Here is a 25,417-nt window from a genome sequence, read left to right as displayed (position 1 = left end):
CCTTTTCTCTGCCCCCGCTAGGCGAAGGACTCCTTGGCATTGGCCCGTATGCGGGCCTCCTGGCGGGACACCAGCCCGCCGGCCACCAGCCGCTGCAGGCACTGGTCCAGGGTCTGCATGCCCTGACCCTGCCCGGTCTGGATCGCCGAGTACATCTGCGCCACCTTGTCCTCGCGGATGAGGTTCCGGATGGCGGCGGTGCCGATCATGACCTCGTGGGCCGCGATCCGCCCCCCGCCGAGGCGTTTCAACAGGCTCTGGGAGATCACCGCCCGCAGCGACTCCGAGAGCATGGAGCGCACCATCGCCTTCTCCGCGGCCGGGAACACGTCGATGATGCGGTCGATGGTCTTCGCCGCGGAGCTGGTGTGTAGGGTGCCGAACACCAGGTGGCCGGTCTCCGCGGCGGTGAGCGCCAGGCGGATGGTCTCGAGGTCCCGCAGCTCGCCGACCAGGATCACGTCCGGGTCCTCGCGCAGCGCCGAGCGCAGCGCCTCGGCGAAGCCCAGGGTGTCGCGGTGGACCTCGCGCTGGTTGACGATGCACTTCTTGGATTCGTGGACGAACTCGATGGGGTCCTCGATGGTGAGGATGTGCTCGTGATAGCCCTCGTTGCGGTAGTCCACCATTGCCGCCAGGGTGGTGGACTTGCCCGAGCCGGTGGGGCCGGTGACCAGCACCAGCCCGCGGGGATTATCGGCGATATCGCGGAAGACATCCGGCGCTGCCAGGTCTTCAAGGGTGAGCACCGTCGAGGGGATGGTCCGGAACACCGCGCCGGCACCGCGGTTGTGGTTGAAGGCGTTGACGCGGAAGCGGGCCAGCGACTTGATCTCGAAGGAAAAGTCCGTCTCCAGGTACTCCTCGTAATCGCGCCGCTGCTTGTCGTTCATGATGTCGTACATGAGCCCGTGCACCTGCTCATGCTCCATCGGCGGCAGGTTGATTCGACGCACGTCGCCGTCAACCCGTATCATTGGCGGCAAGCCGGCGGAGAGATGCAGATCCGAGGCGTTATTCTTCACCCCGAAGGCGAGCAGGTCCGCGATATCCATCCGTCCCCCTTGGACTGGCAGTCAGCTGCAACAGAAACCTACAGATCGGCTGAGTAACAGGCAACATGCACACCATCGCACAGCGGCTGGAAGGGGTCCGTGAGCGCATTCGCACCGCGGAGCAGCGCCACGGTCGCGCGGCGGGGAGCGTGGCGCTGCTGGCGGTGAGCAAGACCCAGCCCGAGAGCGCCATCCGTGAGGCCGCCGCGGCCGGCCAAAACGCCTTCGGCGAGAATTACGTCCAGGAGGGCTGCGCCAAGTTCGACGCCCTGGAAGGACTGGGGCTTCAGTGGCATTTCATCGGGCCGCTGCAGTCCAACAAGACCCGGGCGGTGGCCGAGCGCTTCCATTGCATCCATACCATCGAGCGGCTCAAGATCGCGCGCCGGCTCTCCGAGCAGCGGCCCGCGGAGCTGCCACCCCTGGAGTGTTGTATCGAGGTCAACATCGATGCCGCGTCCAACAAGTCCGGGGTGACGCCGGAGCACGCCGCCGAGCTCGCCCACGCGGTGGCGGGGCTGCCAAGGCTGCGGTTGCGGGGACTGATGGCCATTCCCGAGCCCGCCGACGGCTGGGACGCCCAGCGCCGGCCCTTCGCCCGGCTGCGCACCCTGTTCGAGGACTTGCGTCACCAGGGCCTGGGACTCGACATGCTGTCCATGGGCATGTCCGCCGACCTCGAGGCCGCTGTGGCGGAGGGCGCCACCATGGTGCGGGTGGGCACGGCGATCTTCGGACCGCGCCCCTACTGAATCGCGTACGCAGGAACTGTCCGGGAGGTCAGCGACATGAACGAGCAGACCATCGCTTTCATCGGCGGCGGCAACATGGCGCGTAGCCTCGTCGGCGGCCTCATCGCCGATGGCTATCCCGCCACGCGCATCCGCGTCGCCGATCCCGACGAGGGCAAGCGCGAGGAGCTCGCGGGGCGCTTCGGCGTGGCCGTGTTCGCCGACAACACCACCGCCGTGGACGGCGCGGACGCGGTGGTCCTGGCCGTCAAGCCCCAGGTGATCCGTGTGGTGGCGGAAGGCCTGGCCCAGCCGCTGCAGGGCGGCGGCACGCTGGTGATCTCCATCGCGGCCGGGGTGCGGGAGGCGGACCTCAGCCGCTGGCTCGGCGGTGGGTTGCCGGTGGTCCGCGCAATGCCGAACACCCCCGCCCTGGTCCAGACGGGGGCCACCGCGCTGTATGCCAACGAGCATGTAACCGCGGCCGGACGCGACCTCGCCGAGTCGCTGCTCCGTGCCGTCGGGGTGACGGAGTGGCTGACCGACGAGGCCCTCATGGACGTGGTCACGGCGCTGTCGGGCAGCGGGCCGGCCTACTTCTTCCTGCTCATGGAGATGATGGAAGAGGCCGGCACCGATCTGGGTCTGCCCCGGGACAAGGCCCGGCTGCTCACCCTGGAGACGGCCATCGGCGCGGCGCGCATGGCCCTGGAGAGCGATGAAACACCGGCGCGGCTGCGCCATCGGGTGACCTCACCCAACGGCGTCACCGAGGCGGCGGTCAATGCCCTCGAGTCGGGGGATATCCGCGGGCTGTTCCGGCGCGCCCTCGGCGCGGGCAGCGACCGCGCCGGGGAGCTCGGCGACCTGTTGGGGGAGCAGTAATGGGCGGCTACCTCGCGAACCCGCTGGCCTTTCTGGTCCATACGGTCTTTAGTCTCTATATCCTGGCGGTAATGCTGCGCTTTCTCCTGCAGTGGACCCGCGCGGATTTCTTCAACCCCATCTCGCAGTTCCTGGTGCGCATCACCCAGCCCGCCCTGCGGCCGCTGCGCCGGCTGATCCCCGGCGTGGGCGGCGTGGACCTCTCCGCGGTGGTACTGATGGTGCTGTTACAGGGACTCTCCCTGGCCCTGGTGATGCTGGTCTACGGTGTCACGCCGCGCCTTGGCTACATCCTGGTACGCACACCGGCGGATCTGCTCTCGCTGCTGTTCAACCTCTACTTCATCGCCATCATCGCCCAGGCCATACTCTCCTGGGTGATGTCGCCGGGTCAGTACCACCCCGCCCAGACGCTGCTGTACAGCCTCACCGAGCCCGTCCTACGCCCCATCCGCCAGATCGTGCCCCTGGTGGGCGGGATCGATCTGTCCCCCCTGGTGGCACTGATCCTACTGCAGGTACTGAAGATGCTCGTAATGCAGCCGCTCAACAGCGTGGCACCACCCATCCTCTAGGACGCGGTGGTCTGCTACCATGAACGGCTGTCGTTGCCACCGACCGTATCCGAGCCCATGCCGAAGACCATCCCGCCCGACTCCGTCGGCCTGGTCGCCCCTCGCCACGCGCGCTTCGAGGAGCCGCTGACGCTGGAGTGCGGGCGCGAGCTGCCCGGCTTCGAGCTGGTCTACGAGACCTACGGCACCCTCAACGCGGACGCGAGCAACGGCGTGCTCGTCTGTCATGCCCTCTCCGGAACCCACCACGCGGCGGGCTACCACACCCTTGAGGACAGCAAGCCGGGCTGGTGGGAGGCATTGATCGGCCCCGGCAAGCCGCTGGACACGAACCGCTTCTTCGTGGTCTGCAGCAACAACCTCGGTGGCTGCCACGGCTCCACCGGCCCGAGCAGCGTGAACCCGGCCACCGGCGAGCCCTGGGGACCGGACTTCCCCATGGTCACCGTCCACGACTGGGTGGTGAGCCAGGCCCGGCTCGCCGACCACCTCGGCATCCAGCGCTGGGCCGCGGTGGTGGGCGGCAGCCTTGGCGGCATGCAGGCGCTGCAGTGGGCCATCGACTTCCCCGACCGCCTCGCCCACTCCGTGGTCATCGCCGCCGCGCCCCGGCTGTCGGCGCAGAACATCGGCTTCAACGAGGTGGCCCGCCAGGCCATCCGCTCCGATCCCGACTACCACGAGGGCCGCTACCAGGCCCGGGGCGCAGTACCGCGCCGCGGCTTGATGCTGGCCCGCATGCTCGGCCACATCACCTACCTCTCCGATGAGGCGATGCACGAGAAGTTCGGCCGCGATCTGCGGGAGGGCAAGCCGGACTATGACTTCCACTACGGGGTGGAATTCGAGGTGGAGAGCTACCTCCGCTACCAGGGTCGGTCATTCATCAACCGCTTCGACGCCAACACCTATCTGCTGATGACCAAGGCCCTGGACTACTTCGACCCGGCCGCCGCTCACGGCGGGAATCTCTCCCGGGCCCTGGCCCACGTGCGGGCGGGCTTCCTGGTAGCCGCCTTCACCAGCGACTGGCGCTTCCCGCCGGCGCGCTCGCGGGAGATCGTCCGGGCATTACTGGATGAGGACAAGGACGTGAGCTACGCGGAGATCGAGGCGGACCACGGCCACGATGCCTTCCTCATGCCCATCGAGCAGTATCGCGCGGTGGTCGGGGCCTACATGGACCGCATCGCCCGGGGGATCGGCGCATGACCGCCCTGCGTAACGACCTGCAGATCGTCGCGGAGTGGATCGCGCCGGACAGCCGCATCCTGGACCTCGGCTGTGGCGATGGCTCCCTGCTCGCCCAACTCGCCGAGACCCGCGGCGTCACCGGCTACGGCCTGGAGATCGACCCGGAGAAGATCACGCGCTGCCTCGAGCGCGGGGTCAACGTCCTACAGAGCGACCTGGACCAGGGCCTCGCCGAGTTCGACGACGACTCCTTCGACTACGTGGTCATGACCCAGACCCTGCAGTCGGTGCGCCGCCCCGATCAACTGCTCGAGGAGATGCTGCGGGTCGGCCGCGAGGGGATCGTGACCTTCCCCAACTTCGCCTACTGGCACCTGCGCTACCATCTCGCCGTCCGTGGCCGTATGCCCATGAGCGGCGCACTGTGCTATGCGTGGTACGACACGCCGAACATTCACCTGTGCACCCTGCGCGATTTCGAGACCCTGTGTGCCGAGCGCGGGATCGAGATCCTCGAACGCCAGACGCTGTCCCACGAGCTGCAGCGCCCGTGGTTCGCCGGCATCCTGCCCAATCTCCTCGCCGAGGTGGCCCTGTACCGGTTCCGCCGGGCCTGATGCGGATGAGCCCGCGTCGGCAGCGGCGTATAATCCGGTGGAGAATCGGTGCCAATGGGAGCCCCAATATGGCCGTCGCCCGAGTGCTGGCAGTCGTGCTCGCCGTGCTCCTGTCGCTGCCCGTCCAGGCGCAGCGCTCGGAACGCTTCGGCGCGGTGGAGATCCACTACAATGCGGTACCCACCGCCACCCTGCAGCCGAAGGTGGCGCGGGCCTATGACATCGTGCGCAGCCGCAACCGCGCCCTGGTGACGGTGAGCGTGCTCCGCGAAGGTCGACCGGTGGCCGCCGAGGTGACCGCGCGGGCGGAAAACGAGGCGGGACAGGCCCAGCGCCTGCGCCTGCGCGAGGTTCGCGAGGAGGGTGCCGTCTATTACATCGGCGACGCGCGGGTGCGCCCGCCGGAGACACTGGATATCGAGCTCCGGGTCCGGCCGCGGGACGGCGGCGAGGGCCCCCATACCGTGAGCTTCCGGCAGTACTTCCACGGCGGGGACGACTAACCACGCGGCAATGGGCCGGCGCAGCCCAGTCCGCATGAGGAGAGAGCCATGAGCCAGACCTGGCTGATCACCCACGAGGCCTGCCTCGAGCACGACACGGGGCCGGGTCACCCGGAGAATGCCCAGCGACTGCGCGCCATTCTGCGGGCCCTGGATGACCCGGAATTCTCGGAGCTGGTGCGTGTCGACGCCACGCCGGCCAGCCGCGGCCAGCTAGAGGCGGTGCACGATCCGGACTACATCGCCGCCACCCTGGCGGCCATCCCGGAGCAGGGGCGCCGGAGCCTGGACGGCGACACCGTGGTCAGCCCGGCCAGCGGCGAGGCCGCGCTCCTCGCCGCCGGTGCCGTCTGCCAGGGGGTGGATGCCGTGGTCACCGGCAATGCGCGTCGCGTGTTCTGTGCTGTCCGTCCGCCGGGCCACCACGCCGAACCGGCGGAGACCATGGGGTTTTGCCTGTTCAACAACGTCGCCGTCGCCGCCGCCCACGCCCGCGAGCACCACGGCCTGCCGCGGGTGGCGGTGGTGGACTTCGACGTCCACCACGGCAATGGCACCGAGGCCATGCTCGCCGGGCGGCGCGGTTTCATGTACGCCTCCACCCACCAGCGGCCCCTGTTTCCGGGGACGGGGCGCCGGCAGGACAACCGCGAGGACGTCCTCTACAACGTACCCCTCATCGAGGGCTGCGACTCGGAGCTCTTCCGCGAACACTTCCACAACGAGATCGTGAATGCGGTGATGCGTTTCGACCCGGACCTGATCCTGGTCTCCGCGGGCTTCGACGCCCATGGGCTGGACCCGCTGGCCGGCCTCGAGCTCACCGAGGCGGACTTCCACTGGGCCACCCAGGAGCTCACCGCGATCGCCGACTACGCCTGCGGCGGGCGCCTGGTTTCGGTGCTGGAGGGCGGCTATCACCTGGATGCCCTGGCCGCGAGCGTCCGCGCCCACGTCTCCGCCCTCCTAGGGCGCCCCTACCGCTGACACTACGCGGCGGCCAGGGTGACACCGAGGTCACCGAACTCCAGCCAGGCCAGACGCGTCGTGCGCAGCGGCTGGCCGGCGCCCATGCACGGATAGAGGTTCTGGCGCAGGGGGAAAACCAGCCCCTCCACCGCCTCCGGCGCCTCCAGGGTCTGCACGACGCGGATCATACGCCCCCAGACCACCGGGGAATACTCGGCGCGCACCAGCGCGCCGGTGGGATCCGTATAGAGCCGCTGCTCCGGCGCCGGAACCGGCAGGTCGCCCGGGAGATGGACATCCATCCAGTCCAGGCGGACCCCCTCCTCGCGACCGCTTTCCCCGTCCACCACCACGCCGGAACGCGCTAGCATCAGCGGCAGCAACAGGGCCTGCCAGATACTCACCCCGAGGACGAACAGCACGTCCAGGCTGTCCCAGACCATCCAGTGGCGGAGCGAACGGGTGACGGTCCCGGGTGCCCCCCGCTCACCGACGACGCGGCCGTCGTCATCGAGGATCCAGACCCGGCGAGGCTCGAACACCCCCACCTGGTCGTCCCGGGCAAAGGGGGCGATGGAAACACGGCAGCGCCCCGGTTCGAGGGCGATCTCCGCCTCCCGCAGGGGGCGCGGCTGGAGATGCGCCAGGAACAGCGAACCGCCCGCGGAGGCGGTGGACACCACCCGATTCAGCCGGCGCCAACGCTCCTCGCCGCCGTGGGCACGAAGAATGCGTTCATGGAGTGCCTGCATCACCGCCTCTGCCTCCGGGCCGCCATCCCGTACTCCCCGGAAGGTAGCACGATCGCCGCCGGCCGGCCTCCCACCATCCTGCGGATCTGTACAATGTGGCGGCATTGTCGCGCACAGCGGAGAGGAGCATGGCCCGCAAACCCGAAACCCTCCAGGCCCGGACGGTAGCGCGCTCGCGACTGTTCCGGGTCGAACAGCTGGACCTGCGCTTTACCAACGGTACCGAGGTAGCCTTCGAGCGCCTGGCCACGGGGATGGGGGGTGCCGTATTGGTAGTGGCGATCACCAGCGACTCGGAGCTGGTGCTCATCCGTGAGTACGCCGCGGGTACCGACCGCTACGAGCTGGGGCTGCCCAAGGGCCGGGTGGAGCCCGGCGAGGATCCACTGGCCGCCGCCAACCGGGAGCTCCGCGAGGAGACAGGCTTCGGGGCGCGCCACGTGGAATCCCTCCACGAACTGACCCTCGCCCCCGGTTACATGGCCCACCGCACCCAGATCATCCTGGCCCAGGGGCTCTTCGAGGCGCCACTGCCCGGCGATGAGCCCGAACCCATCGAGGTGGTGCCCTGGCCGATCAGCGACATGGAGGGGCTGCTTCGCCAGCCCGATCTCACGGAGGCACGCAGCATCGCCGCCATCTTCCTGGCCCTGGAGCGGCTGCGCACGGACAACGGAGAACGCGAGCAGTGAGCAGCGCAATCGATACCGACACCCTCCGTCGCCTCGCCGACGCCACCCTGACGCTCTGCCGGGAGGCCGGCGAACGCATCCTCAGGGTCTATGCGCGGGACTTCGACGTCACCACCAAGGACGACGATTCACCGTTGACCGAAGCCGACCAGGCCGCCCACGAGCATCTGGCCACCGGCCTGGCCGCCCTCGGTCCGGCGTTTCCGGTGCTCTCGGAGGAGGACGCGGACATACCCTTCGAGACCCGGCGGAGCTGGCCGGTGTACTGGCTGGTGGATCCCCTGGACGGGACCAAGGAATTCATCAAGAAGAACGGCGAGTTCACCGTCAACGTGGCGCTGGTGGCCGGCGACCGTCCCGTCGCCGGCGTGGTCCATGCGCCGGTGCTAGAGCGCAGCTGGGTGGGCGTGGCCGGCGATGGTGCTACCCGAATCGACCATGACCGGGACCACCGCCGGCGAATCCACACCCGCAACCGCGGCGAGGGGCCCTGGACTGCGGTGGTCAGCCGCTCCCACCGGGGCGAGGCGGTGGACGCCCTGCTCGAGCGCCTGCCCGGCTATGAGACCACCTCCATGGGCAGCTCACTGAAGTTCTGCCTGGTCGCCGAGGGGGCCGCCGATCTCTATCCCCGCTTCGGGCCCACCTCCGAGTGGGACACGGCGGCGGCGCAATGCGTCGTCGAGGCCGCCGGTGGGACGGTGCTGCGCATGGACGGCACACCGCTTCGCTACAATACCAAGCCCTCGCTGCTCAACCCGGACTTCCTCGCCGTGGGCGACGCAGCGGCGGACTGGCAGCCCTACCTGGAGGGCTTCCCGCTCAACGAGCGCTGATCCCTCAGTCCCCCTCGCGCAACAGGCGCATGGGGGAGACCCGGTAATAGCGCCGGGCGGCGATGCCCCCGGCGGCCCAGACCGTGACCACGCCCACGACGACGCCGGCGAGCAGGGCCCAGGGGTTGAACGGGTAGTCGAGGTCGAACAGGCCCTCGGCGACGAACACACCGGCGCCGGTGGCCACACCGCCGGCGATGAGCCCGGAGACGGCCCCGAGCAACCAAAGCTCGTGGCGGGCAAGCCTCCGCACCCTAGCGCCGGTGGCACCAAGGGCCCGTAGCAGGGCACTCTCGAAGCGCCGCTGCTCTCCGGTGATCTGCAGCGCCGCGAGCAGCACCAGCACCCCCGCGGCGAGGGTGAGCAACGACATCAACTCCACAACCCGGCTGCCCTGATCCATGATGCCCCGCACCGTGCGCAGAATCGTGGTGACGTCGATAGCGGTGACGCTGGGGTAGTCCCGGAGCACGTCGATGATGAGGTCGTCGGCGCCCTCCGGGGCATGGAAACTGGTAAGCCAGGTCCGGGGCAGATCCTCCAGGGTGCCGGGCGAGGCCACCACGAAGAAATTCACCTGAAAGCTCTCCCAGGCCACCTCACGGAGGCTGGTCACCTCGGCCTCGACACGCTGACCGCCGATGTCAAAGGTGAGCGTATCCCCGAGGGCGATGTCGTGACGGCCGGCGAAATCCACCTCCACAGAGAGCTCTCCCGGTGCGTCGCCCTCCCACCACTGGCCGGCGACCACCCGGTTGCCGGCCTGGGGCTCCTCGGCCCAGGTCAGATTGAACTCCTGGCGACCGCGGCGCCCTGCGCCACCATCGTCGGCGGCCTCGCGGAAGCCCACCGGCTCGCCGTTCTGCGCCACCATGCGCCCCCGGACCATGGGCGAGAATCCGGCGTCTATGCCGTGCTCCGCAAGGCGCTCACGGACGCCGGGAAGCTCATCCGGCTGGATGTTAATGAGGAACTGGTTGGCGGCATCCGGCGGGATGCGGTCCTGCCAGGCGTCCAGGAGATCATTGCGCACCACGGCGAGCAGGAACAGCGCCATCAGCCCCGAGCCCACCCCCACGATCTGGACCACCGCCGTCCAGGGGCGACGGGTAAAGCCGCTCAGCCACAGCAATCGGCCACCACGGCGCCGGGCCAGCGCCCGCACTGCAACGATGCTCAGCCAGGCCGCGGCGGCCAGCAATGCCACCACTGCCAGCAGGGCGCCGATCACGTAGGCGGCGAGCTGCCACTCGCCGGCCTGCCAGGCCATCAGGCCGCAGACGACGACACCAGCCACTGCGACGGGGATGCCGGAGCGCAGGATGCCCTCCCCCGCTTCCCGACGCAGCACCCGCATGGGCGGCACATCGCGCAGGCGCAACAAGGTGGGCAGTGCAAAGCCGAACAGGGCCGCCAGCGCCGTCAGCCAACCCACCGCCAGGGGCCGCCAACCGGCCGGGGAAATATCCCGATCGATGAGATCGGCGACAAAGGCCAGCATCCCCCAGTGGACCAGATAGCCCAACAGGCCGCCGGCGGCGCCGGCGAAGAGACCGAGCCAGAGCAACCGGCCCACGAAGAGCAGGGTCAGTCGCCGTCGGGTGGCGCCCACTGCCCGCATCACCGCCACCGCCAGGAACTGTCGCTCGGCGTAATGGCGTACGGTCAGCAGCACCGCCACGCCGGCCACCACCACGGTGAGCAACGCCCCCAGACCGAGGAAGCGCTTGGCCCGGGAGACGGCCTCGCCCACGCCCTGGGGGCCGTCGGTGGGGGTCTCGATCTCCACGGCATTGCCGTGCTCGGCCACCAGGGCATCGGTGAATGCCCGGGCGGCCTCGGCATCACCGGCGAGCAGGAGCTTGTAGCGCACCCGGCTACCCGGGCCGATCAGACCCGTGGCCGCCAGGTCCGCCTCCGCCATGAGCACCCGGGGCGCGAGGCTGTTGAAGAAGCTCCCGCGGTCCGGTTCCAGGGCAATGACCCGGTCGATGCGAAGGCGTTGCTCACCGAGGGTCAGGCGCTCGCCCACCGACAGACCCAGCTGCCGGAGCAGGCGGGGGGCCACCCAGACGCTACCCGTGTCGGGGGTCTCGGCGGTGGCGTACTCTTCGCCATCAAGGGCGTCACGGATCTGCAGCCCACCGCGCAGGGGGTAGCCGGGGGTCACGGCCTTCACCGAGACCAACTGGGTGCGATCCCCGGCGACCACCACGCTGGGGAACTCGGCGGTGCGCGCGGTGCGCAGCCCGTGCCCATCGACCGCCCGCCGCTCCCATTCCGCGGGAATGGCATCGGGGCGCTCCACGGCGCGGTCAGCGGCGAGGAGATCCGCGGCACGGGCCTCGGTGGCGGCACCCACGCGCTCAGCCAGCCAGCCCACGGAGGTCACCGCGGCCACGGCCACCGTTACCGCCAGGGCGAGCAGCCGCAGCTCACCGCCGCGCCAGTCGCGCCAGAGCCAGCGCAGGGCGAGGATCAAGCCGCCGCCTCCTCTCGCACGCCGTCCCCACCCACCCGGAGGACGCGCCGGCAACGGCCGGCGAGCTCCGGGTCATGGGTCACCAGCACCAGGGTGGTCCGATAGTCCCGGTTGAGCTCGAATAGCGCATCGATGATGTGCTCGCCGGTGTGGCGGTCCAGGTTGCCGGTAGGCTCATCGGCGAACAGCACCCGGGGACGGCCGACGAAGGCCCGGGCCATGGCCACGCGCTGCTGCTCGCCGCCGGAGAGCTGGCTCGGATAGTGCGCCAGGCGGCCGGCGAGCCCCACCCGGGTGAGGGCCTCCTCGGCGTGGCGCCGCACATCCGGCTCCCCGGCGAGCTCGCCGGGGAGCATCACGTTCTCCAGGGCGGTCATCCCCGGCAACAGGTGAAAGGCCTGGAACACGAATCCCACCCGGCCCGCACGGAGCTCCGCGCGGGCGTCCTCGTCGAGGCGCGAGAGATCGTAGCCGTCCAGCAGGACCCGCCCCGCGGTGGGCTGATCCAGCCCGGCGAGCAGCCCGAGCAGCGTGGACTTGCCGGAACCCGAGGTCCCGAGCACCGCCACGGTATCGCCTTCGGGGATGCTAAGATCGACCCCGCTGAACAGGGTGATCGCCCCCTCCGGGGCGTTGAACCGCATGGTCAGGCCCTCGGCCTGGAGCACACAGCCATCGGGATCCGTGGACATGTTACGCATACTCCTTGCTGCCGTATTGCTATGCCTCGCGCAGGGCGCGGTGGCGGCACCGGTCACCATCCTGGTGCTCGGTGACAGCCTCAGTGCTGCCTATGAGATCCCGCGGGAGGCCGGCTGGGTGGCCCTGCTCCGGGAACGCCTGACCAGCCGGGGCCACGATGCCGAGGTGGTCAACGCCAGCATCACCGGCGATACCACCCGGGGCGGGCGGGCGCGCCTGCCAGCGGCCCTGGAGCGCCACGACCCGGACATCGTCGTCATCGAGCTCGGCGGCAACGACGGCCTCCGCGGGCTGCCCCTGGCGGAGACCCGCCGCAACCTTGAGGCCATGGTGGACGCGGCCCTGGGCCACGGGGCCCGGGTGTTGCTCGTCGGCGTACGGCTGCCCTCCAACTACGGCGCGGCCTTCATCGAGCGCTTCCAGCAAGTCTTCCATGACGTCGCCGAAAGTCGGGACATCCCGCTGGTGCCGAAGTTCCTCAAGGGGGTGGGCGGCAACCGCGCGCTTATGCAGGACGACGGCGTACATCCCAACGCCGCCGCCCAGCCCCGACTGCTGGACAACGTCTGGCCGCAGCTCGCGCCGCTGCTGCCCACGGAGCAAGGACGCTAGCCGGCGGCGCCTGCCTCACCGCCGAATAGCTCCGTGAGCCTGGGCAAGAAACGCCCGAGCTCCAGGGTCATGATGGCGAAGTCGGCATCGAAGCGCTCCGCCGCCGAGTCGGGGGTGAAGTCGTCATCCCCCTCCCGAACCACGTCCAGGAACTTCAGCCGCTTCACCGACAGGTCGGCGTCCAGGACCAGGCCCATGCGCTCGTCCCAGGTGAGCGCCAGGCGCCGCACCAGCTTGCCGGCCTTGATGTGGGCGGTGACCTCGCCGGAGTGCAGGTCCAGGCGCTTGCAGCGCACCTCGGCACCCTCGTTCTGCGGATCCTCGAAGACCGCTTCGTCACCGATCTCCACGTCCGCCGGCTCGGACTGGTGCGCCAGCCATTCGGTCATCACCGGCTGTGGGTTGCCCGCCGCCGTCAGTGGCTGGATCGGCAGGCTGCCGAGGCAGGAGCGCAGCAGCTCCGTGAGGTCCTCGGCCTGCCGCCAGGTGGCGGTGTCCACCACCAGGTATCGATTTCGGGTATCGATCCAGGCATAGAGTGGCTTCGCCCGGGTGAATGCCCGAGGCAATAGCTCCACGGTGATCTCCTCCTTGAGGCGGTTCTTCTCCTTGCGACCGAGCTTGCGGTGCTCGGCGGCCTCCCGCTCGGCGACCCGCTCGTCGAGGGCCTCGCGGATCACCGAGGCCGGCAACAGCCGGGATTCCTCCTGCAGGCAGACCAGGTACTGGCTGCCACTGGCATAGACCAGGGCCTCCCCGTCGGGGCCGGGCGGCACCCAGCCCCGGGAGAGGGATTCGGTGCGCCCCACCGGCTGGAAGGCGAAGTCGGCCAGGCGAGCGGCCAGCTGCTCAGCATCGAAGGGGAAGGGCTCGTTCAAACGGTAGATGCAGAGATTGCGAAACCACATGGCAGCGTTGTTTTCCCGGTATGTCAACGGATTCACCCGCCGAGGGGCGGGACAGTGGACGACGGGGGATGGTCCGCCCGCGCCTGGGGCGGCGGTTCAGCCGCCCCGGGCGGATGCACTCAAGCGCGTGCGAGCGGCGAGGGCCCGTTGCGCGGCATCCTCGGCATCGTCGCCGAAGGCGGTAAGGTGGCCCATCTTGCGACCGGGGCGGGCCTCGGCCTTGCCGTAGAGATGGAGCTTGACTCGGGGGTCGCGGAGCGCCGCCGCCCAGTCCGGCTCGCCGGCATCCCAGAGATCGCCGAGCAGGTTGACCATCGCCGCGGGGCGAAGCAACCCCGTATCCCCCAGGGGCAGGGCGCAAGCGGCACGCACCTGCTGCTCGAACTGGCAGGTGACACTGGCATCCACGCTGAAGTGCCCCGAGTTGTGCGGCCGCGGCGCCAGCTCGTTGACCAGGAGCTCACCGTCACGGGTGACGAAGAACTCCACGCAGAGCACCCCTACGACGTCCAGGGCCTCAAGGATCTCCCGGGCCAGGGCCACCGCCCGCTCATTGCCATCTCCGGGCAGGGAAACACCGGGCAGGGAAACATCGAGGATGTGGTCGCGATGGCGGTTCTCGGTGACCCCGTAATGGACGAATGCGCCGTCGGCACCGCGAGCGGCGACGACGCTGACCTCGCTCTCGAAGTCGACGAAGGCCTCCAGCACCGCCTCGCCGGCGCCGATGGCCCGCCAGGCCTGGCCGGCCTCCGCTGGCTGGCGGAGCACGATCTGGCCCTTGCCATCGTAGCCGAAACCAGCGGTCTTCAGCACTGCGGGGGTGCCGATACGGCCGAGGGCGGCATCCAGCGCCTGCGGCGAGTCCACCGCCTCGAACGCCGCGGTGGGGACACCCAAACGCCAGAGGGTGGTCTTTTCCCGCAGCCGGTGCTGGGCGACGTGCAGCACCTCGCCGCGGGGGCGGACGGGCACGAACCGCGCCGCCGTCTCGGCGGCGGCCACCGGGACGTTCTCGAACTCAAAGGTGACCACGTCCACGCCACGGGCGAACTCCGCCACGGCGTCGAGATCGTCATAGTCCGCCACCACCTCGCGGTCCGCCACCTGGCCGGTGGGTGACCCGGCCGCCGGTGATAGGGTATGCACCCGATAGCCCATGCGGCGGGCGGCGATGGCGAACATGCGGCCGAGCTGGCCGCTGCCGAGCACGCCGAGGACGGCGCCGGGCAGGATGGGGGGGGTCACGGCAGCTCGTCCTCCATCACCTTGCGGGCCTGCTCGTCGCGGAAACGGGCCAGGGCATCGCGCAGCCCAGTGTCCTCGCCAGCGAGCAGGGACACCGCGAAGAGTGCCGCGTTGCGGGCCCCGGAACGGCCGATGGCGAAGGTGGCGGTGGGTACGCCGCCGGGCATCTGGACGATGGACAGCAGTGAATCCATGCCCTGCAGGGCGCGGCTCTCCACCGGCACGCCGAGCACCGGCAGCAGGGTCTGGGCGGCGACCATCCCCGGGAGGTGGGCGGCGCCGCCGGCGCCGGCGATGATCACCCGCAGGCCCCGTCCCTCGGCGGAATGGGCGTACTCGCGCATACGCTCCGGCGTGCGGTGGGCCGAGACGATGGCGCACTCGTGGGCGACGCCGAAGTCGCTGAGCACCTCGTCGGCATGGCGCATCGTCTCCCAGTCGGACTTGCTCCCCATGATCACCCCGACCAGGGGTCGTGCGTCGCTCATCGCGTTTCCCTCCCCGGGCAAAACGCAGAGTCTAACATCGCGGCCACCGTACCGCCGCCGGTGACTGCACCCGGGCCGCATCGGTTACCCTCGTCGCCACACCGTGAGCGGGGACATCCCGGGCCTGCGATGGGCGCGGATCCCCGGAGCCGGACCGGTCACCCACGATCCACGCCAGCGAGGACCCGATGGACGAGTTCGACCCCAGCACCCAGGATGGTCCCCGCGATCTCGACGAACGCTTTCTCCGCCGCCATCTGAAACTGCGCCAATTGGTCATCCTTGATGCCGTCCTTGAGGAGCGCTCACTGCTCAAGGCGGCGGAGACACTAAAACTCACCCAGCCGGCAGTGACCAAGGCGGTGAAGGCGATGGAGGAGGTCCTCTCGGTGCCCCTGCTGGAGCGCACGCCCCGCGGGGTGCGACCCACGGCCTATGGTGAGGCGGTGCGCACGCGGATCAAGGCGATCCTCAACGAAGTGCGTCACCTCGGTGATGACCTCACAGCGCTGAGCTCGGCGAGCGGGGGGCACGTGATGGCCGGAACCATGATCTCCGCCGCGGCCTGGTTACTGCCGCAGGCCATTGTGATGCTGAAACGCCGGTCTCCGGGGATCATCGTGACCGTCCAGGAAGGTATCAACGAGGAGCTGTTTCCGCGACTCGCCGCCGGTGAGCTGGACATCGTGGTCGGTCGAATCCCCTACGAGGTCCACCCGGGGATCCGCCACGAACCGCTCTATGAGGAGCAACTCGCTGCGGTGGGCCGTCCCGGCCATCCAGCGGCGGGACGCGGCTCCGTGGAGATCGAAGACCTGGACCGTTTCCCCTGGATCATCCCCACCTCCCATGGTCCGGTGCGGCTGGCCATCGAGCGCATGTTCCGGCGGGCCGGTCGACCGTTGCCGGCAAACCGGATCCACTCGCTGTCCATACTCACCAACATCCAGGTGATGCAGTCCACCGATACGGTCTGCCTACTTCCGCTCGCCGTCGCCGAGCAGTATGTGAGCCAGGACCTGCTGACCATACTGCCCCTGACCATCCCCGAACACCTGGGGCCCGTCGGCCTTAGCATCGCCACCAGCCGCCCGCCGACACCCGCGACCACGGCCTTCCTGCAGGCCTTCCGTGCCGCAGTGCGCGCCCGTGGGTGAACGGCCACGCAGGGTCGGATATAAACCAAGGGAATACCGCACCCCGCCGGAATTCATTCGTCCCTCCATGCCCGCCCTCCTATGGTGAGAGCCACAACCAACGCACGGCGACCCCCGCTCGGGGCGTAGGGAGGAAACAATGCCCGGCATCGGCAGGCTGGAGGCGTTCAATTTCCGAGACTGGATCGAGGAGCACCGGGAGCTGCTACGGCCGCCGGTGGGGAATGCCCGCATCTGGGAGGACGCCGATCTCACCGCAATGGTGGTCGGCGGTCCGAATCAGCGCAGCGACTACCATGACGATCCGGTCGAGGAATTCTTCTATCAGCTCGAAGGCGACATGGTCCTGCGGGTGATGGAGGAGGAAGGGCAAGCGCCACGGGAGATCCCCATCCGCGAGGGCGAGATATTCCTGCTACCCGCCCACGTCCGGCACTCCCCGCAACGCCCGGAACCGGGCAGCGTTGGCCTGGTGATCGAGCCGCAGCGCCCGCCGGGGGCGGCGGACGCCTTCGAGTGGTACTGCCCCGAGTGCCACCGGCTACTGCACCGCACCGAGGTGATCATCGAGAGCATCGTCGACGACCTCCCACCGTTGTTCGAGCGCTTTTATGCCGACGAAGCGCTGCGCACCTGCGATCATTGCGGCGCGGTGCACCCCGGGCGCGGGGCACCGACCGCGGGGGAGCGCGCATGATCGACATGCATGCCCACTTCTTCCCGCCGCTGTCGCCCACGCAGTCCCGGGTCCTCGACGCGGAGCGCGGCCCCTGGCTGGATCCCGGGGATGGGGAATCCGGTTTCATCATGACCGGCACGGAGCGGTTCCGCCCGGTCCGCCGTGCGCTCTGGGACCCGGCACGACGGCTGGAGGAGCTGGACGCCGCCGGCATCGAGCGCCAAATCATCTGCGCGACGCCCCTGCTGTTCGGCTATGGCCAGCCGCCGGAACGGGCCGCGGAGTGGGCACGCCTGGTCAACGACCTCGCCGTGGAGCACTGCGCGGATGCACCGGAGCGCCTGCAGCCGCTGGCCCAGGTGCCCCTCCAGGATACGGACGCCGCCTGCCGCGAGGTCAGCCGGGCCAAGGCGAACGGGATGCTGGGCGTGCAGATCGGCAACCACGTCGGCGAACGCAACCTCGACGACGAGGCGCTGGTGGCGTTCCTCGCCCATTGCGCCGACGCGGGGATGCCGGTGCTGGTGCACCCGTGGGACATGCTCGGCCGGGAGCGGATGCCCCGCTACATGCTGCCCTGGCTGGTGGCGATGCCCGCCGAGACCCAGCTGTCCATCCTCTCGCTCATCCTCTCCGGGGCCTTCGAGCGCCTGCCCCGGAGCCTGCGGATCTGCTTCGCCCACGGCGGCGGCAGTTTCGCGTTCCTGCTCGGGCGCGTGGACAACGCCTGGCGACAGCGCGACATCGTTCGCCGGGACTGCCCGCAGCCACCGTCGAGCTATGTGGATCGCTTCCACGTGGACTCCTGCGTCTTCGACACGCGGGCACTGCGCCTGCTCATCGAGGTCATGGGCGAGGAGCGGGTCCTGTTCGGCACCGATTACCCCTTTCCCCTAGGCGAGAGCGAGCCCGGCCAGCTGATCCGCGACACCCCGGGGATTGACGAGGGCACCCGCCGGCGGATCCTGCGCGATAATGCCCTCCGGTTCTTCGGACTGGCCGGTACCGATGGCTGAGGGCGAGACCATCACCGATACGTACACAACAACCGGCGGCCGCATGGCCGCATTAGGAGGAGAACCATGAAGCGCATCATCACCGCCGCGGTCATGGCGGCGGCCACCGTGGTGGCCACCGGCGCCCAGGCCAAGGAATTCAAGATCGGCCTGATCACACCCCCGTCCCACGCCTGGACCGAGACCGCCCGGGAACTCGGCCAGTCGCTGGAGCAACGCAGCGACGGCGAGCACAGCCTGGCGGTGTTCCCCTCGGGGCAACTGGGCGACGAGGCGCAGATGCTGCAGCAGCTGCGCACCGGCGCCGTGGACATGGCCTTCATGACCATGGCGGAGATCTCCAACCGGGTCCCGAACATGGGGGCGTTCTTTACCCCCTACCTGGTGGAGGACATCGATGCCGCGGCACGGCTGCTCAAGAGCGACGTGGCCTACGACCTGCTTGATGAGCTCCCGGGACAGATGGGGGTCATCGGCCTCGGCTACGGCATGGCCGGGCTGCGCCAGCTGGAGGGCCGCGCCCCCATCGAATCGGTGGACGACCTCCGCGGCAACAAGGTCCGTATCACGCCCTTCGAGCCGACCCGGCACTTCCACGACCTCCTTGGCGTCGCCCCGACGCCCATGCCGCTACCCGCAGTCTATGACGCCCTTGCCAACGGCCAGGTGGACGCCATTGAGATGGACGTGGAGAACATGGTCAAGCAAAAGTACTACACGGTGGCACCGCACATCGTGCTCTCCCGCCACATGATGTTCCCCATGGTCGCCGTGGTCTCGCCGCGCACCTGGGCCGGACTCTCCGAGGGGGACCAGGCAATGCTCCGCGAGCTCACCGAGCAGCACCTCGCATCGTTGCTGGAACACATGGTCGTCAAGGAGAAGGAGTGGACCGAGGAGCTCAAGGGTCTGGAGGAGGCCACCGTCACCGAGGTGGGACCGGAGTTCTTCGGTGAGGCCATCGAACAGTGGAAGGCAGATTGGCGCGAGAAGGCGCCGGCCATGGAGCGCCTCGAGGCCGTGGCGGCGGAGTACTGAGCCGAAGCCTGGACGGCCTGGTATAAGGTCCCCGGGCTGACTGTCAGGAGTGCGTATGCGCGATCGCTCCGACCCGACGCCTAACGGATCGCCGGCGCGGCTGATCACGGCGGCCAGCGAGACGCTGGCCGCCGTCGAAAAACCGGCTGCCGGTGCCCTCGTCGCGTCGATCGCCCTGCTCATTCTGCTCAACGTGTTCACCCGCTACGCCGGCCTCGCCCTGTACTGGGTGGACGAGGCGGCGATCTATGCGATGGTCTGGGCAACGCTGATCGCGGGCTCGCTGTGTGTGAGACGGCGCAAGCTGGTCTCCATGACCTTGCTCCACGACACCGTCCCCGCAGGCGTCCGGCACGTCCTGTTGGTCATCAACGACCTCATCGTCCTCGTATTCGCGGTGTTCCTACTGTGGCTGTGCTGGCGCTGGTTTGCCCCGCTGGAGATGCTTCGCGCCGGCTTCGATGTCAATACCTTTCTCGTGAGTACGGGCAACTTCATCTACGGGGAGCCGACCAACACGCTGGGCATCCGTAAATTCTGGGTCTGGCTGATCATGCCCATCTTTGCCTTGACCACCACGGTGCACGGCCTGGCCAACCTCATCGAGACGGCAGGCTCGGCCACCGGCCGCGCAGCGGGGTCTCGCCCATGATTCCGGCGGTATTCGTAGCCCTGTTGCTGCTTGGCCTGCCGATCGCCCTGGTGCTGGCGGTCACCGCCATCGCCTACATCTTCACCTCCGGCAACACGGTCCTGCTCGCCTCCTACCCGCAGCAGATGTTCGGCGGGATCGAGAGCTACGGCCTGCTGGCCATCCCACTGTTCATGCTCGTCGGCGAGGTAATGCACGAAGGCGGTGTGACCCTGCGCCTAATGGGCGCGGCGAAGGCCCTGGTGGGCACCCTGCGCGGGGGACTGCTCTACGTGAACCTCCTCGCCAACATGATGGTGGCCTCCATCCTCGGATCCTCGGCGGCGCAGATCGCCCTGATGACCCACGTGATGGTGCCGGAGATGGAACGCAACGGTTATCGACGCGATCACTCCGCCGCCACCACCGCCGCCGCCGGACTGCTCTCGCCGATCATCCCGCCGTCCATGGTCTTCGTGATCTACGGCGTGCTCGCTCAGATCTCCATCGGCGACATGTTCATCGCCGGGATCATCCCCGGACTGATGATGGCGTTGGGCTTTCTGCTGGTGATCTTCGTGCTCGGGCTGTTCAATCCCTATCCCCGCTGTGAGGCAGTGCCCCCGCGGCAACGCCTGGGCATGATCGCCGCCGGACTGCCGGCCGGCCTGGTACCCCTGGTGATCGTCGGCAGCATCCTCACCGGCCTCGCCACGCCCACCGAGTCCGCGGCGGTCGCCACCCTGGGTGCCTGGCTCGTGGGCCAGTTCGTTTATCGGGAGTTCCGTTTCCGGCGCTGGGGGACCGTCCTGCACCGCGCCGCGATCAACTCCGCGATCATTCTCCTGCTCATCGCGACGGCGCAGCTCTTCGGATGGGTCATCGTCTTCGAGCAGGTACCGCAAATGGTAGCCACGTGGCTGCAGACCATCGCCGAGAGTCCCTTCACCTTCCTGCTGCTGATGGTGGCCCTGCTGGTGATGCTCGGCTGCGCCATCGACGCCATCGCTGCGCTGATCATCGTCGTCCCGATCCTGCTGCCCATCGCCACGGATGTGTACGGCATCGATCCGTATCAGTTCGGGGTCGTGGTGTGCATGACCCTGGTGCTCGGCCTCCTCACCCCGCCGGTGGGCGCCGGGCTCTTCATCGCCGCGTCACTGAGCGGGGTCCGCCCCGGGCAGATCTTCACCGCGATCTGGCCGTTCCTGCTCTCCACGGTGGTGGTGGTGCTGCTGCTTTGTACCGATGAGCGTTTCGTGACCCTGCTGCTCGGCTAGCACCGGGACGCCCAGACCAACCAAGGAGGCCGTTCATGACCGAATCCCACCTCGTCGAGGGCCGCGCGAAGCCCCTAGGCCGTTACCCCCACCTCAAGCGGGTGGGTGACTTCCTGTTCATCTCCGGGACCAGCTCACGCCGGCCGGACAACACCTACGCCGGGGTCGAGCAGGGCGCGGACGGCAACGTCCGCCTGGATATCCGGGCCCAGACCCGGGCGGTGCTGGAGAACATCGACGCCCTGTTGCGGGAGGCGGACAGCGGCCTCCGCGAGCTGGTGGATGTGACCACGTTCCTGGTACGTATGGAGGACTTCCCCGGCTACAACGAGGTCTACGGGGAGTTCTTCGACTTCGACGGGCCCACGCGGACCACGGTGGCCGTGCGCGAGCTGCCGAACCCCAACCTGCTCATCGAGATCAAGGCCATGGCATACAGCCCCCGGAACGCCGCGCACCGGGAAGGAGGCGAGCAGTGATCGATCTCCACGATATCCGCTACGTGCGGCTGGCAACCCGGGACGTGGACGCCGCCACCCGCTATTGCACCGAGATCCTGGGGCTGGAACTGGTGCGCCGCAGCGGCAATGCCGCCTACTTCCGGTCCGACAACCGCGACCATACCCTGGTGTACTATGAGGGCGAGCCCGGCGAGCACACCACCGCCTTCGAGATCCGGACCGTCGAGGAGCTGGAGGCGGCGGCGCGGGAGCTCACCGAGGCCGGACGCCCGGTCCGCTGGGGCAGCGACACGGAATGCGAGGCCCGCTATGTCATGGCCTTTGTCGAATTCACCGACCCCACGGGCAACCGTATCGAGCTGGTCTGGCGGCCCATGCATTCGGGCTGGCGCTATTTCCCCTCGCGGGATGCGGGCATCGAGGGGTTCTCGCATATCGGCCTCCGCTCCTCTGACCCGCGCCGCGACGAGCGCTTCTGGACCCGGGTCATGGGCGCGCGGGTCTCGGACTGGATCGGCATCAGCCCACTACTGCGCATCGACGAGGTCCACCACAAGATCGCCCTGTTCCCCTCCGACCACCCCGGCGTGCAGCACATCAACCACCAGGTCGCCAGTATCGATGACATCATGCGCAGCTGGTATTTCCTCACCGAGCGGGGGATCCCCATCACCTTCGGGCCCGGTCGCCACCCCACCTCCACCGCCATGTTCCTGTACTTCGAGGGGCCCGACGGCATGGTCTACGAGTACTCCAGTGGTGTCCGCACCATCGAGGACGAGCAGCGTCATCACCCGCGTCAGTTCCCGTTCGAGCCGGCGGGGTTCTGCATGTGGGGCTCGCGGCCCAAGATCGCCGAATTCAATGAGGGCTGAGCCGAGGGGTGCAGGGGCTCACATACCGCCCTTGACGACGTAGAAGACGTACTCCTCGGCGCGCTCCTCGCGGTCAAGGAGGTCGTTGTCGGTCTTATCGCAGAAGGCGGTGAAGTCGATCACCGAGTGGGGGTCGGTGGCACGCACCCGCAGCACCGCCCCCGCCGGCAGCGGCACCAGCGCCTTCTTGGTCTTGAGGATGGGCAGCGGACAATTGAGCCCACGCACATCCAGCTCCTCGTCGAACTCCCGGGTCATCGTCTTCCAGTCGCGTTACACTAGGGGGCCTTAGCCCGAGTGGATTTCGCCTGCGGGGATTGTACCGCAGGGCGAGCGCGGAACATTGGCCGGGAGGCAGAGCATGACGAACACCGACGACTCCCCTGAGACCGACTTCGACCCTCGGCCGGTGACAGACAGCGAGCTCCGCGAGGAATACACCCGCGAGCAGGTCCAGCGCTGGCGCGATCAGGCCGACGAGGCCCATCAGGGCTGGTTTAGCGTACTCGACAACCAATACGGCAAGGACTGACACCCACCACGGAGGCGCACCGTGCCGGATACCAAGATCCTGCTCCCCGAGTCGGAGATCCCGACCCACTGGTATAACGTCATCCCGGACCTGCCCCATCCGCCGGCCCCCTACGTGGGCCCGGACGGCCAGCCGGTACCGCCGGAGGCCATGCAGGCGATCTTCCCGCCGGCCATCGTCGAGCAGGAGATGAGCGATCAGCGCTGGATCGCCATCCCGGATCCGGTTCGCGAGGCGTTGCGACTGTGGCGCCCCTCGCCGCTGATCCGCGCCACGCGGCTGGAGCAGGCGCTGGGCACGCCGGCGAAGATCTTCTTCAAGTACGAGGGCGTCTCCCCGGCGGGCTCCCACAAGCCCAACTCCGCCGTGGCGCAAGCCTATTACAACCGCGAGGCGGGCATCACCCGGCTGACCACCGAGACCGGCGCCGGGCAGTGGGGCAGCTCCCTGGCCCTGGCGGGCAGCCTGTTCGGCCTGGACGTGCGTATCTACATGGTGCGCGTGTCCTACGAGCAAAAGCCCCATCGCCGCTCGATGATGCAGACCTGGGGCGGCGAGGTGATCCCCAGCCCCTCGGAGCACACCGATACCGGGCGCAAGGCCCTCGCCGACGACCCCGACAATCCGGGCTCCCTGGGGCTGGCCATCTCCGAGGCCGTGGAGGAGGCCGCGGGCCGCGAGGACACCAACTACGCCCTCGGCTCGGTGCTCAACCACGTGCTACTGCACCAGACCGTCATCGGTCAGGAGGCACGGCGGCAGATGGAGATCGCCGGCGCCTACCCCGACGTGGTGCTCGCCCCCTGCGGCGGCGGCTCCAACGTGGGCGGTATGATGTTCCCGTTCCTGGCGGACAAGGCCGGCGGGCGGGACGTGCGCCTGGTAGCGGTGGAGCCGGACTCCTGCCCCACCCTCACCCGGGGCCACTATGCCTACGACTACGGCGACAGCGCCGGGCTGACGCCGATCATGAAGATGTACACCCTCGGCCACGATTTCATGCCCCCCGGCATCCACGCCGGCGGACTGCGCTATCACGGCGATTCGGTGCTGGTCTCCCAGCTCTATCACGAGGGCATCCTCGAGGCGATGGCCGTGCCCCAGCTCGCCACCTTCGAGGCCGGTGTGCTGTTCGCCCGCACCCAGGGCATCATCCCGGCGCCGGAGTCCTGCCACGCCATCCGTGGCGCCCTGGTGGAGGCGATGCGCGCCAAGGAGGAGGGCCGCGAGCGGACCATCCTGTTCACCCTCTCCGGCCACGGGCACTTCGACATGAGCTCCTACGACCGTTACTTCGCCGGGGAGTTGGAGGACTACGAGTACCCCGCCGATGCCATCCGACGGGCCCTCGAAAACCTCCCACGGATCGGCGACTGAGGCGGCGATCTTGGAGCACCGGTAACCGGCCCTGTGAACGGGGGGCGGCGACCCGGCTGTTACACTGAACGGAAACAGGCACACGGGACTACAGCGATGAGCGAGATCAAGGGCATCCCGGTCGTGGTCAGCGGCAGTAAGGTGGACAAGCCCCACGGGTTCCGCGCCGTGAAGAACGGCGTCAAGGCGCGACGCGACGCGGCACCGGTGGCCCGCGGGGACAAGCCGGAGTGGCTGCGGGTCAAGATCCCCACCGGGGCCGGTTACAACCAGGTCAAGAAGACGGTCCGCGAGCACCGACTGGCCACGGTCTGTGAGGAGTCCATGTGCCCCAACATCGCGGAATGCTGGGGCCACGGCACCGCCACCATCATGCTCATGGGCGACACCTGCACCCGGGCCTGCCGGTTCTGCGCCGTGGACACCGGTAATCCCCGGGGTTGGCTGGATGCCGACGAGCCCCGGCAGACCGCGGAGACCGTGGAGCTCATGGGCCTGAAGTACGTGGTGCTCACCTCCGTGGACCGAGACGATCTCGACGACGCCGGTGCCGGCCACTACGCGGAGTGCATCCGGGCGATCAAGGCGCGCACCCCGGAGACGGCAGTAGAGGCGCTGACCCCCGACTTCCAGGGTGTCCACGAGTGGGTCGAGCGGGTCATCGACGCCGGCCTGGAGGTCTTCGCCCAAAACGTGGAGACGGTGCGCCGACTCACCCACCCGGTGCGTGACCCCCGCGCCGGCTACGAGCGCACCCTCGATGTGCTCGCCCATGCCAAGCGCCACAATCCGGCGGTGCTCACCAAGACCAGCTTGATGGTGGGCCTCGGCGAGACCGACGACGAGATCCTGGAGACCATGGACGAGCTCCGCGCCATCGGCGTGGACATCGTCACCTTCGGCCAGTACCTGCGGCCCACCGCCAACCACCTGCCGGTGGAGCGCTACGTCACCCCGGAACAGTTCGCCTGGTACCGCGAGGAAGGCCTCAAGCGCGGCTTCCTGGAGGTGGTCTCCGGACCGCTGGTGCGCTCGAGCTACCGCGCCGAACGAGTGCTGGAGAAGAACAACTGCGGCCTCGACGAGAGCGACATCGCCACCGGCTGAGCGGGCGGACCGGCC

At 68.8% G+C, this 25,417-nt stretch carries 29 protein-coding genes; 21 read left to right on the top strand and 8 right to left on the bottom strand.

Annotation, left to right across the window (positions count from 1 at the left end; all coding sequences use genetic code 11):
- Positions 1–17: 17 nt before the first annotated feature.
- The gene (locus tag ACQ754_RS07820; protein WP_440996448.1) at positions 18–1,055 is read right to left on the bottom strand and encodes a type IV pilus twitching motility protein PilT; all 1,038 of its coding nucleotides are present in this window, start codon (positions 1,053–1,055) and stop codon (positions 18–20) included.
- 65 nt (positions 1,056–1,120) lie between these two features.
- On the opposite strand from ACQ754_RS07820, the gene ACQ754_RS07815 reads away from it, so the two are divergent.
- From ACQ754_RS07815 to ACQ754_RS07785, 7 genes are all read left to right on the top strand, one after another.
- Positions 1,121–1,807, top strand: coding sequence for a YggS family pyridoxal phosphate-dependent enzyme (locus tag ACQ754_RS07815; RefSeq protein WP_440996447.1), 687 nt, complete (start codon positions 1,121–1,123; stop codon positions 1,805–1,807).
- A 36-nt stretch (positions 1,808–1,843) separates the two neighbouring features.
- Positions 1,844–2,671, top strand: coding sequence for a pyrroline-5-carboxylate reductase (gene proC / locus ACQ754_RS07810; protein WP_440996446.1), 828 nt, complete (start codon positions 1,844–1,846; stop codon positions 2,669–2,671).
- The gene (locus ACQ754_RS07805; protein ID WP_440996445.1) at positions 2,671–3,246 is read left to right on the top strand and encodes a YggT family protein; all 576 of its coding nucleotides are present in this window, start codon (positions 2,671–2,673) and stop codon (positions 3,244–3,246) included. The genes proC and ACQ754_RS07805 overlap by 1 nt, the downstream gene beginning before the upstream one ends.
- A 57-nt stretch (positions 3,247–3,303) precedes the next feature.
- Positions 3,304–4,458 carry a homoserine O-succinyltransferase MetX gene (metX, locus tag ACQ754_RS07800; RefSeq protein ID WP_440996444.1) on the top strand — a complete coding sequence of 385 codons (1,155 nt, stop codon included), beginning with the start codon at positions 3,304–3,306 and terminating at the stop codon, positions 4,456–4,458.
- The gene (metW, locus tag ACQ754_RS07795; RefSeq protein WP_440996443.1) at positions 4,455–5,057 is read left to right on the top strand and encodes a methionine biosynthesis protein MetW; all 603 of its coding nucleotides are present in this window, start codon (positions 4,455–4,457) and stop codon (positions 5,055–5,057) included. Before metX ends, metW begins: the two co-directional genes overlap by 4 nt.
- A 68-nt stretch (positions 5,058–5,125) precedes the next feature.
- Positions 5,126–5,560, top strand: a complete 435-nt coding sequence (locus ACQ754_RS07790; RefSeq protein WP_440996442.1) for a DUF4426 domain-containing protein — start codon at positions 5,126–5,128, stop codon at positions 5,558–5,560.
- Between the two features lie 48 nt (positions 5,561–5,608).
- Positions 5,609–6,547: a histone deacetylase family protein gene (locus ACQ754_RS07785; RefSeq protein ID WP_440996441.1), complete on the top strand. Its 939-nt coding sequence runs from the start codon at positions 5,609–5,611 to the stop codon at positions 6,545–6,547.
- 2 nt (positions 6,548–6,549) lie between these two features.
- On the opposite strand, the gene ACQ754_RS07780 is transcribed toward ACQ754_RS07785, so the two are convergent.
- Positions 6,550–7,281 (bottom strand): hypothetical protein, encoded by a 732-nt coding sequence (locus tag ACQ754_RS07780; protein ID WP_440996440.1) that lies wholly within the window; start codon positions 7,279–7,281, stop codon positions 6,550–6,552.
- Positions 7,282–7,409: 128 nt separating this feature from the next.
- Between ACQ754_RS07780 and nudE the strand changes: the two genes are divergently transcribed.
- Both nudE and cysQ read left to right on the top strand, forming a co-directional pair.
- On the top strand, positions 7,410–7,973 hold the full coding sequence (gene nudE / locus ACQ754_RS07775; protein ID WP_440996439.1) for an ADP compounds hydrolase NudE: 564 nt from the start codon (positions 7,410–7,412) through the stop codon (positions 7,971–7,973).
- Complete coding sequence (cysQ, locus tag ACQ754_RS07770) at positions 7,970–8,809, top strand: 3'(2'),5'-bisphosphate nucleotidase CysQ (RefSeq protein WP_440996438.1); 840 nt, start codon at positions 7,970–7,972, stop codon at positions 8,807–8,809. Before nudE ends, cysQ begins: the two co-directional genes overlap by 4 nt.
- Before the next feature lie 4 nt (positions 8,810–8,813).
- On the opposite strand, the gene ACQ754_RS07765 is transcribed toward cysQ, so the two are convergent.
- Both ACQ754_RS07765 and ACQ754_RS07760 read right to left on the bottom strand, forming a co-directional pair.
- Positions 8,814–11,291, bottom strand: coding sequence for an ABC transporter permease (locus tag ACQ754_RS07765; protein ID WP_440996437.1), 2,478 nt, complete (start codon positions 11,289–11,291; stop codon positions 8,814–8,816).
- Positions 11,288–11,983 carry an ABC transporter ATP-binding protein gene (locus tag ACQ754_RS07760; RefSeq protein ID WP_440996436.1) on the bottom strand — a complete coding sequence of 232 codons (696 nt, stop codon included), beginning with the start codon at positions 11,981–11,983 and terminating at the stop codon, positions 11,288–11,290. Before ACQ754_RS07760 ends, ACQ754_RS07765 begins: the two co-directional genes overlap by 4 nt.
- Here ACQ754_RS07760 and ACQ754_RS07755 point away from each other — a divergent pair.
- Positions 11,982–12,605, top strand: coding sequence for an arylesterase (locus ACQ754_RS07755; protein ID WP_440996435.1), 624 nt, complete (start codon positions 11,982–11,984; stop codon positions 12,603–12,605). The genes ACQ754_RS07760 and ACQ754_RS07755 overlap by 2 nt on opposite strands.
- Here the strand turns inward: ACQ754_RS07755 and rdgC are convergent.
- The 3 genes from rdgC to purE form a co-directional block, all read right to left on the bottom strand.
- A complete protein-coding gene (gene rdgC, locus ACQ754_RS07750; RefSeq protein WP_440996434.1) occupies positions 12,602–13,513 on the bottom strand; it encodes a recombination-associated protein RdgC in 912 nt (303 codons plus the stop codon). The two genes, ACQ754_RS07755 and rdgC, sit on opposite strands and share 4 nt — an antisense overlap.
- A gap of 96 nt (positions 13,514–13,609) precedes the next feature.
- Complete coding sequence (locus ACQ754_RS07745) at positions 13,610–14,761, bottom strand: 5-(carboxyamino)imidazole ribonucleotide synthase (protein ID WP_440996433.1); 1,152 nt, start codon at positions 14,759–14,761, stop codon at positions 13,610–13,612.
- A complete protein-coding gene (gene purE / locus ACQ754_RS07740; protein WP_440996432.1) occupies positions 14,758–15,249 on the bottom strand; it encodes a 5-(carboxyamino)imidazole ribonucleotide mutase in 492 nt (163 codons plus the stop codon). Before purE ends, ACQ754_RS07745 begins: the two co-directional genes overlap by 4 nt.
- Positions 15,250–15,437: 188 nt before the next feature.
- On the opposite strand from purE, the gene ACQ754_RS07735 reads away from it, so the two are divergent.
- The 8 genes from ACQ754_RS07735 (at position 15,438) to ACQ754_RS07700 (ending at position 22,386) form a co-directional block, all read left to right on the top strand.
- The gene (locus tag ACQ754_RS07735; protein WP_440996431.1) at positions 15,438–16,406 is read left to right on the top strand and encodes a LysR family transcriptional regulator; all 969 of its coding nucleotides are present in this window, start codon (positions 15,438–15,440) and stop codon (positions 16,404–16,406) included.
- 139 nt (positions 16,407–16,545) lie between these two features.
- Positions 16,546–17,103, top strand: a complete 558-nt coding sequence (locus ACQ754_RS07730; protein WP_440996430.1) for a 3-hydroxyanthranilate 3,4-dioxygenase — start codon at positions 16,546–16,548, stop codon at positions 17,101–17,103.
- Positions 17,100–18,101: an amidohydrolase family protein gene (locus ACQ754_RS07725; protein WP_440996429.1), complete on the top strand. Its 1,002-nt coding sequence runs from the start codon at positions 17,100–17,102 to the stop codon at positions 18,099–18,101. The genes ACQ754_RS07730 and ACQ754_RS07725 overlap by 4 nt, the downstream gene beginning before the upstream one ends.
- Before the next feature lie 66 nt (positions 18,102–18,167).
- A complete protein-coding gene (locus ACQ754_RS07720) occupies positions 18,168–19,139 on the top strand; it encodes a TRAP transporter substrate-binding protein (protein WP_440996428.1) in 972 nt (323 codons plus the stop codon).
- A gap of 55 nt (positions 19,140–19,194) precedes the next feature.
- Positions 19,195–19,791 (top strand): TRAP transporter small permease, encoded by a 597-nt coding sequence (locus tag ACQ754_RS07715; RefSeq protein WP_440996427.1) that lies wholly within the window; start codon positions 19,195–19,197, stop codon positions 19,789–19,791.
- The gene (locus ACQ754_RS07710; protein ID WP_440996426.1) at positions 19,788–21,050 is read left to right on the top strand and encodes a TRAP transporter large permease; all 1,263 of its coding nucleotides are present in this window, start codon (positions 19,788–19,790) and stop codon (positions 21,048–21,050) included. The genes ACQ754_RS07715 and ACQ754_RS07710 overlap by 4 nt, the downstream gene beginning before the upstream one ends.
- Before the next feature lie 35 nt (positions 21,051–21,085).
- A complete protein-coding gene (locus ACQ754_RS07705) occupies positions 21,086–21,529 on the top strand; it encodes a RidA family protein (RefSeq protein ID WP_440996425.1) in 444 nt (147 codons plus the stop codon).
- The gene (locus tag ACQ754_RS07700) at positions 21,526–22,386 is read left to right on the top strand and encodes a VOC family protein (protein WP_440996424.1); all 861 of its coding nucleotides are present in this window, start codon (positions 21,526–21,528) and stop codon (positions 22,384–22,386) included. The genes ACQ754_RS07705 and ACQ754_RS07700 overlap by 4 nt, the downstream gene beginning before the upstream one ends.
- 18 nt (positions 22,387–22,404) lie before the next feature.
- Here ACQ754_RS07700 and ACQ754_RS07695 read toward each other — a convergent pair whose 3' ends face one another.
- The gene (locus ACQ754_RS07695) at positions 22,405–22,644 is read right to left on the bottom strand and encodes a sulfurtransferase TusA family protein (RefSeq protein WP_440996423.1); all 240 of its coding nucleotides are present in this window, start codon (positions 22,642–22,644) and stop codon (positions 22,405–22,407) included.
- A gap of 103 nt (positions 22,645–22,747) precedes the next feature.
- Here ACQ754_RS07695 and ACQ754_RS07690 point away from each other — a divergent pair, with 103 nt between their 5' ends.
- The 3 genes from ACQ754_RS07690 (at position 22,748) to lipA (ending at position 25,402) form a co-directional block, all read left to right on the top strand.
- Positions 22,748–22,918 carry a hypothetical protein gene (locus tag ACQ754_RS07690; protein WP_440996422.1) on the top strand — a complete coding sequence of 57 codons (171 nt, stop codon included), beginning with the start codon at positions 22,748–22,750 and terminating at the stop codon, positions 22,916–22,918.
- 21 nt (positions 22,919–22,939) lie between these two features.
- Positions 22,940–24,295, top strand: coding sequence for a TrpB-like pyridoxal phosphate-dependent enzyme (locus ACQ754_RS07685; RefSeq protein WP_440996421.1), 1,356 nt, complete (start codon positions 22,940–22,942; stop codon positions 24,293–24,295).
- A 96-nt stretch (positions 24,296–24,391) separates the two neighbouring features.
- A complete protein-coding gene (gene lipA, locus ACQ754_RS07680) occupies positions 24,392–25,402 on the top strand; it encodes a lipoyl synthase (RefSeq protein WP_440996420.1) in 1,011 nt (336 codons plus the stop codon).
- Positions 25,403–25,417 lie beyond the last annotated feature (15 nt).

It is taken from the genome of Arhodomonas sp. SL1 (assembly GCF_052060015.1).
Lineage (GTDB): Bacteria > Pseudomonadota > Gammaproteobacteria > Nitrococcales > Nitrococcaceae > Arhodomonas.
Note: the sequence above shows the minus strand (reverse complement) of the source record. Positions and strands in the feature narration are given on the sequence as shown.

What these genes read in the sequence shown, in the direction of transcription:
- ACQ754_RS07720 (WP_440996428.1), top strand. Translation starts at nt 18,168, where the DNA reads ATGAAGCGCATCATCACCGCCGCGGTCATGGCGGCGGCCACCGTGGTG.
- ACQ754_RS07690 (WP_440996422.1), top strand. Translation starts at nt 22,748, where the DNA reads ATGACGAACACCGACGACTCCCCTGAGACCGACTTCGACCCTCGGCCG.
- ACQ754_RS07695 (WP_440996423.1), bottom strand. Translation starts at nt 22,644, where the DNA reads ATGACCCGGGAGTTCGACGAGGAGCTGGATGTGCGTGGGCTCAATTGT.
- ACQ754_RS07730 (WP_440996430.1), top strand. Translation starts at nt 16,546, where the DNA reads ATGCCCGGCATCGGCAGGCTGGAGGCGTTCAATTTCCGAGACTGGATC.
- ACQ754_RS07760 (WP_440996436.1), bottom strand. Translation starts at nt 11,983, where the DNA reads ATGTCCACGGATCCCGATGGCTGTGTGCTCCAGGCCGAGGGCCTGACC.
- ACQ754_RS07790 (WP_440996442.1), top strand. Translation starts at nt 5,126, where the DNA reads ATGGCCGTCGCCCGAGTGCTGGCAGTCGTGCTCGCCGTGCTCCTGTCG.
- metX (WP_440996444.1), top strand. Translation starts at nt 3,304, where the DNA reads ATGCCGAAGACCATCCCGCCCGACTCCGTCGGCCTGGTCGCCCCTCGC.
- ACQ754_RS07805 (WP_440996445.1), top strand. Translation starts at nt 2,671, where the DNA reads ATGGGCGGCTACCTCGCGAACCCGCTGGCCTTTCTGGTCCATACGGTC.
- ACQ754_RS07735 (WP_440996431.1), top strand. Translation starts at nt 15,438, where the DNA reads ATGGACGAGTTCGACCCCAGCACCCAGGATGGTCCCCGCGATCTCGAC.
- metW (WP_440996443.1), top strand. Translation starts at nt 4,455, where the DNA reads ATGACCGCCCTGCGTAACGACCTGCAGATCGTCGCGGAGTGGATCGCG.
- lipA (WP_440996420.1), top strand. Translation starts at nt 24,392, where the DNA reads ATGAGCGAGATCAAGGGCATCCCGGTCGTGGTCAGCGGCAGTAAGGTG.
- ACQ754_RS07715 (WP_440996427.1), top strand. Translation starts at nt 19,195, where the DNA reads ATGCGCGATCGCTCCGACCCGACGCCTAACGGATCGCCGGCGCGGCTG.
- ACQ754_RS07815 (WP_440996447.1), top strand. Translation starts at nt 1,121, where the DNA reads ATGCACACCATCGCACAGCGGCTGGAAGGGGTCCGTGAGCGCATTCGC.
- ACQ754_RS07755 (WP_440996435.1), top strand. Translation starts at nt 11,982, where the DNA reads ATGTTACGCATACTCCTTGCTGCCGTATTGCTATGCCTCGCGCAGGGC.
- nudE (WP_440996439.1), top strand. Translation starts at nt 7,410, where the DNA reads ATGGCCCGCAAACCCGAAACCCTCCAGGCCCGGACGGTAGCGCGCTCG.
- rdgC (WP_440996434.1), bottom strand. Translation starts at nt 13,513, where the DNA reads ATGTGGTTTCGCAATCTCTGCATCTACCGTTTGAACGAGCCCTTCCCC.
- ACQ754_RS07785 (WP_440996441.1), top strand. Translation starts at nt 5,609, where the DNA reads ATGAGCCAGACCTGGCTGATCACCCACGAGGCCTGCCTCGAGCACGAC.
- purE (WP_440996432.1), bottom strand. Translation starts at nt 15,249, where the DNA reads ATGAGCGACGCACGACCCCTGGTCGGGGTGATCATGGGGAGCAAGTCC.
- proC (WP_440996446.1), top strand. Translation starts at nt 1,844, where the DNA reads ATGAACGAGCAGACCATCGCTTTCATCGGCGGCGGCAACATGGCGCGT.
- ACQ754_RS07725 (WP_440996429.1), top strand. Translation starts at nt 17,100, where the DNA reads ATGATCGACATGCATGCCCACTTCTTCCCGCCGCTGTCGCCCACGCAG.
- ACQ754_RS07780 (WP_440996440.1), bottom strand. Translation starts at nt 7,281, where the DNA reads ATGCAGGCACTCCATGAACGCATTCTTCGTGCCCACGGCGGCGAGGAG.
- ACQ754_RS07820 (WP_440996448.1), bottom strand. Translation starts at nt 1,055, where the DNA reads ATGGATATCGCGGACCTGCTCGCCTTCGGGGTGAAGAATAACGCCTCG.
- ACQ754_RS07710 (WP_440996426.1), top strand. Translation starts at nt 19,788, where the DNA reads ATGATTCCGGCGGTATTCGTAGCCCTGTTGCTGCTTGGCCTGCCGATC.
- ACQ754_RS07705 (WP_440996425.1), top strand. Translation starts at nt 21,086, where the DNA reads ATGACCGAATCCCACCTCGTCGAGGGCCGCGCGAAGCCCCTAGGCCGT.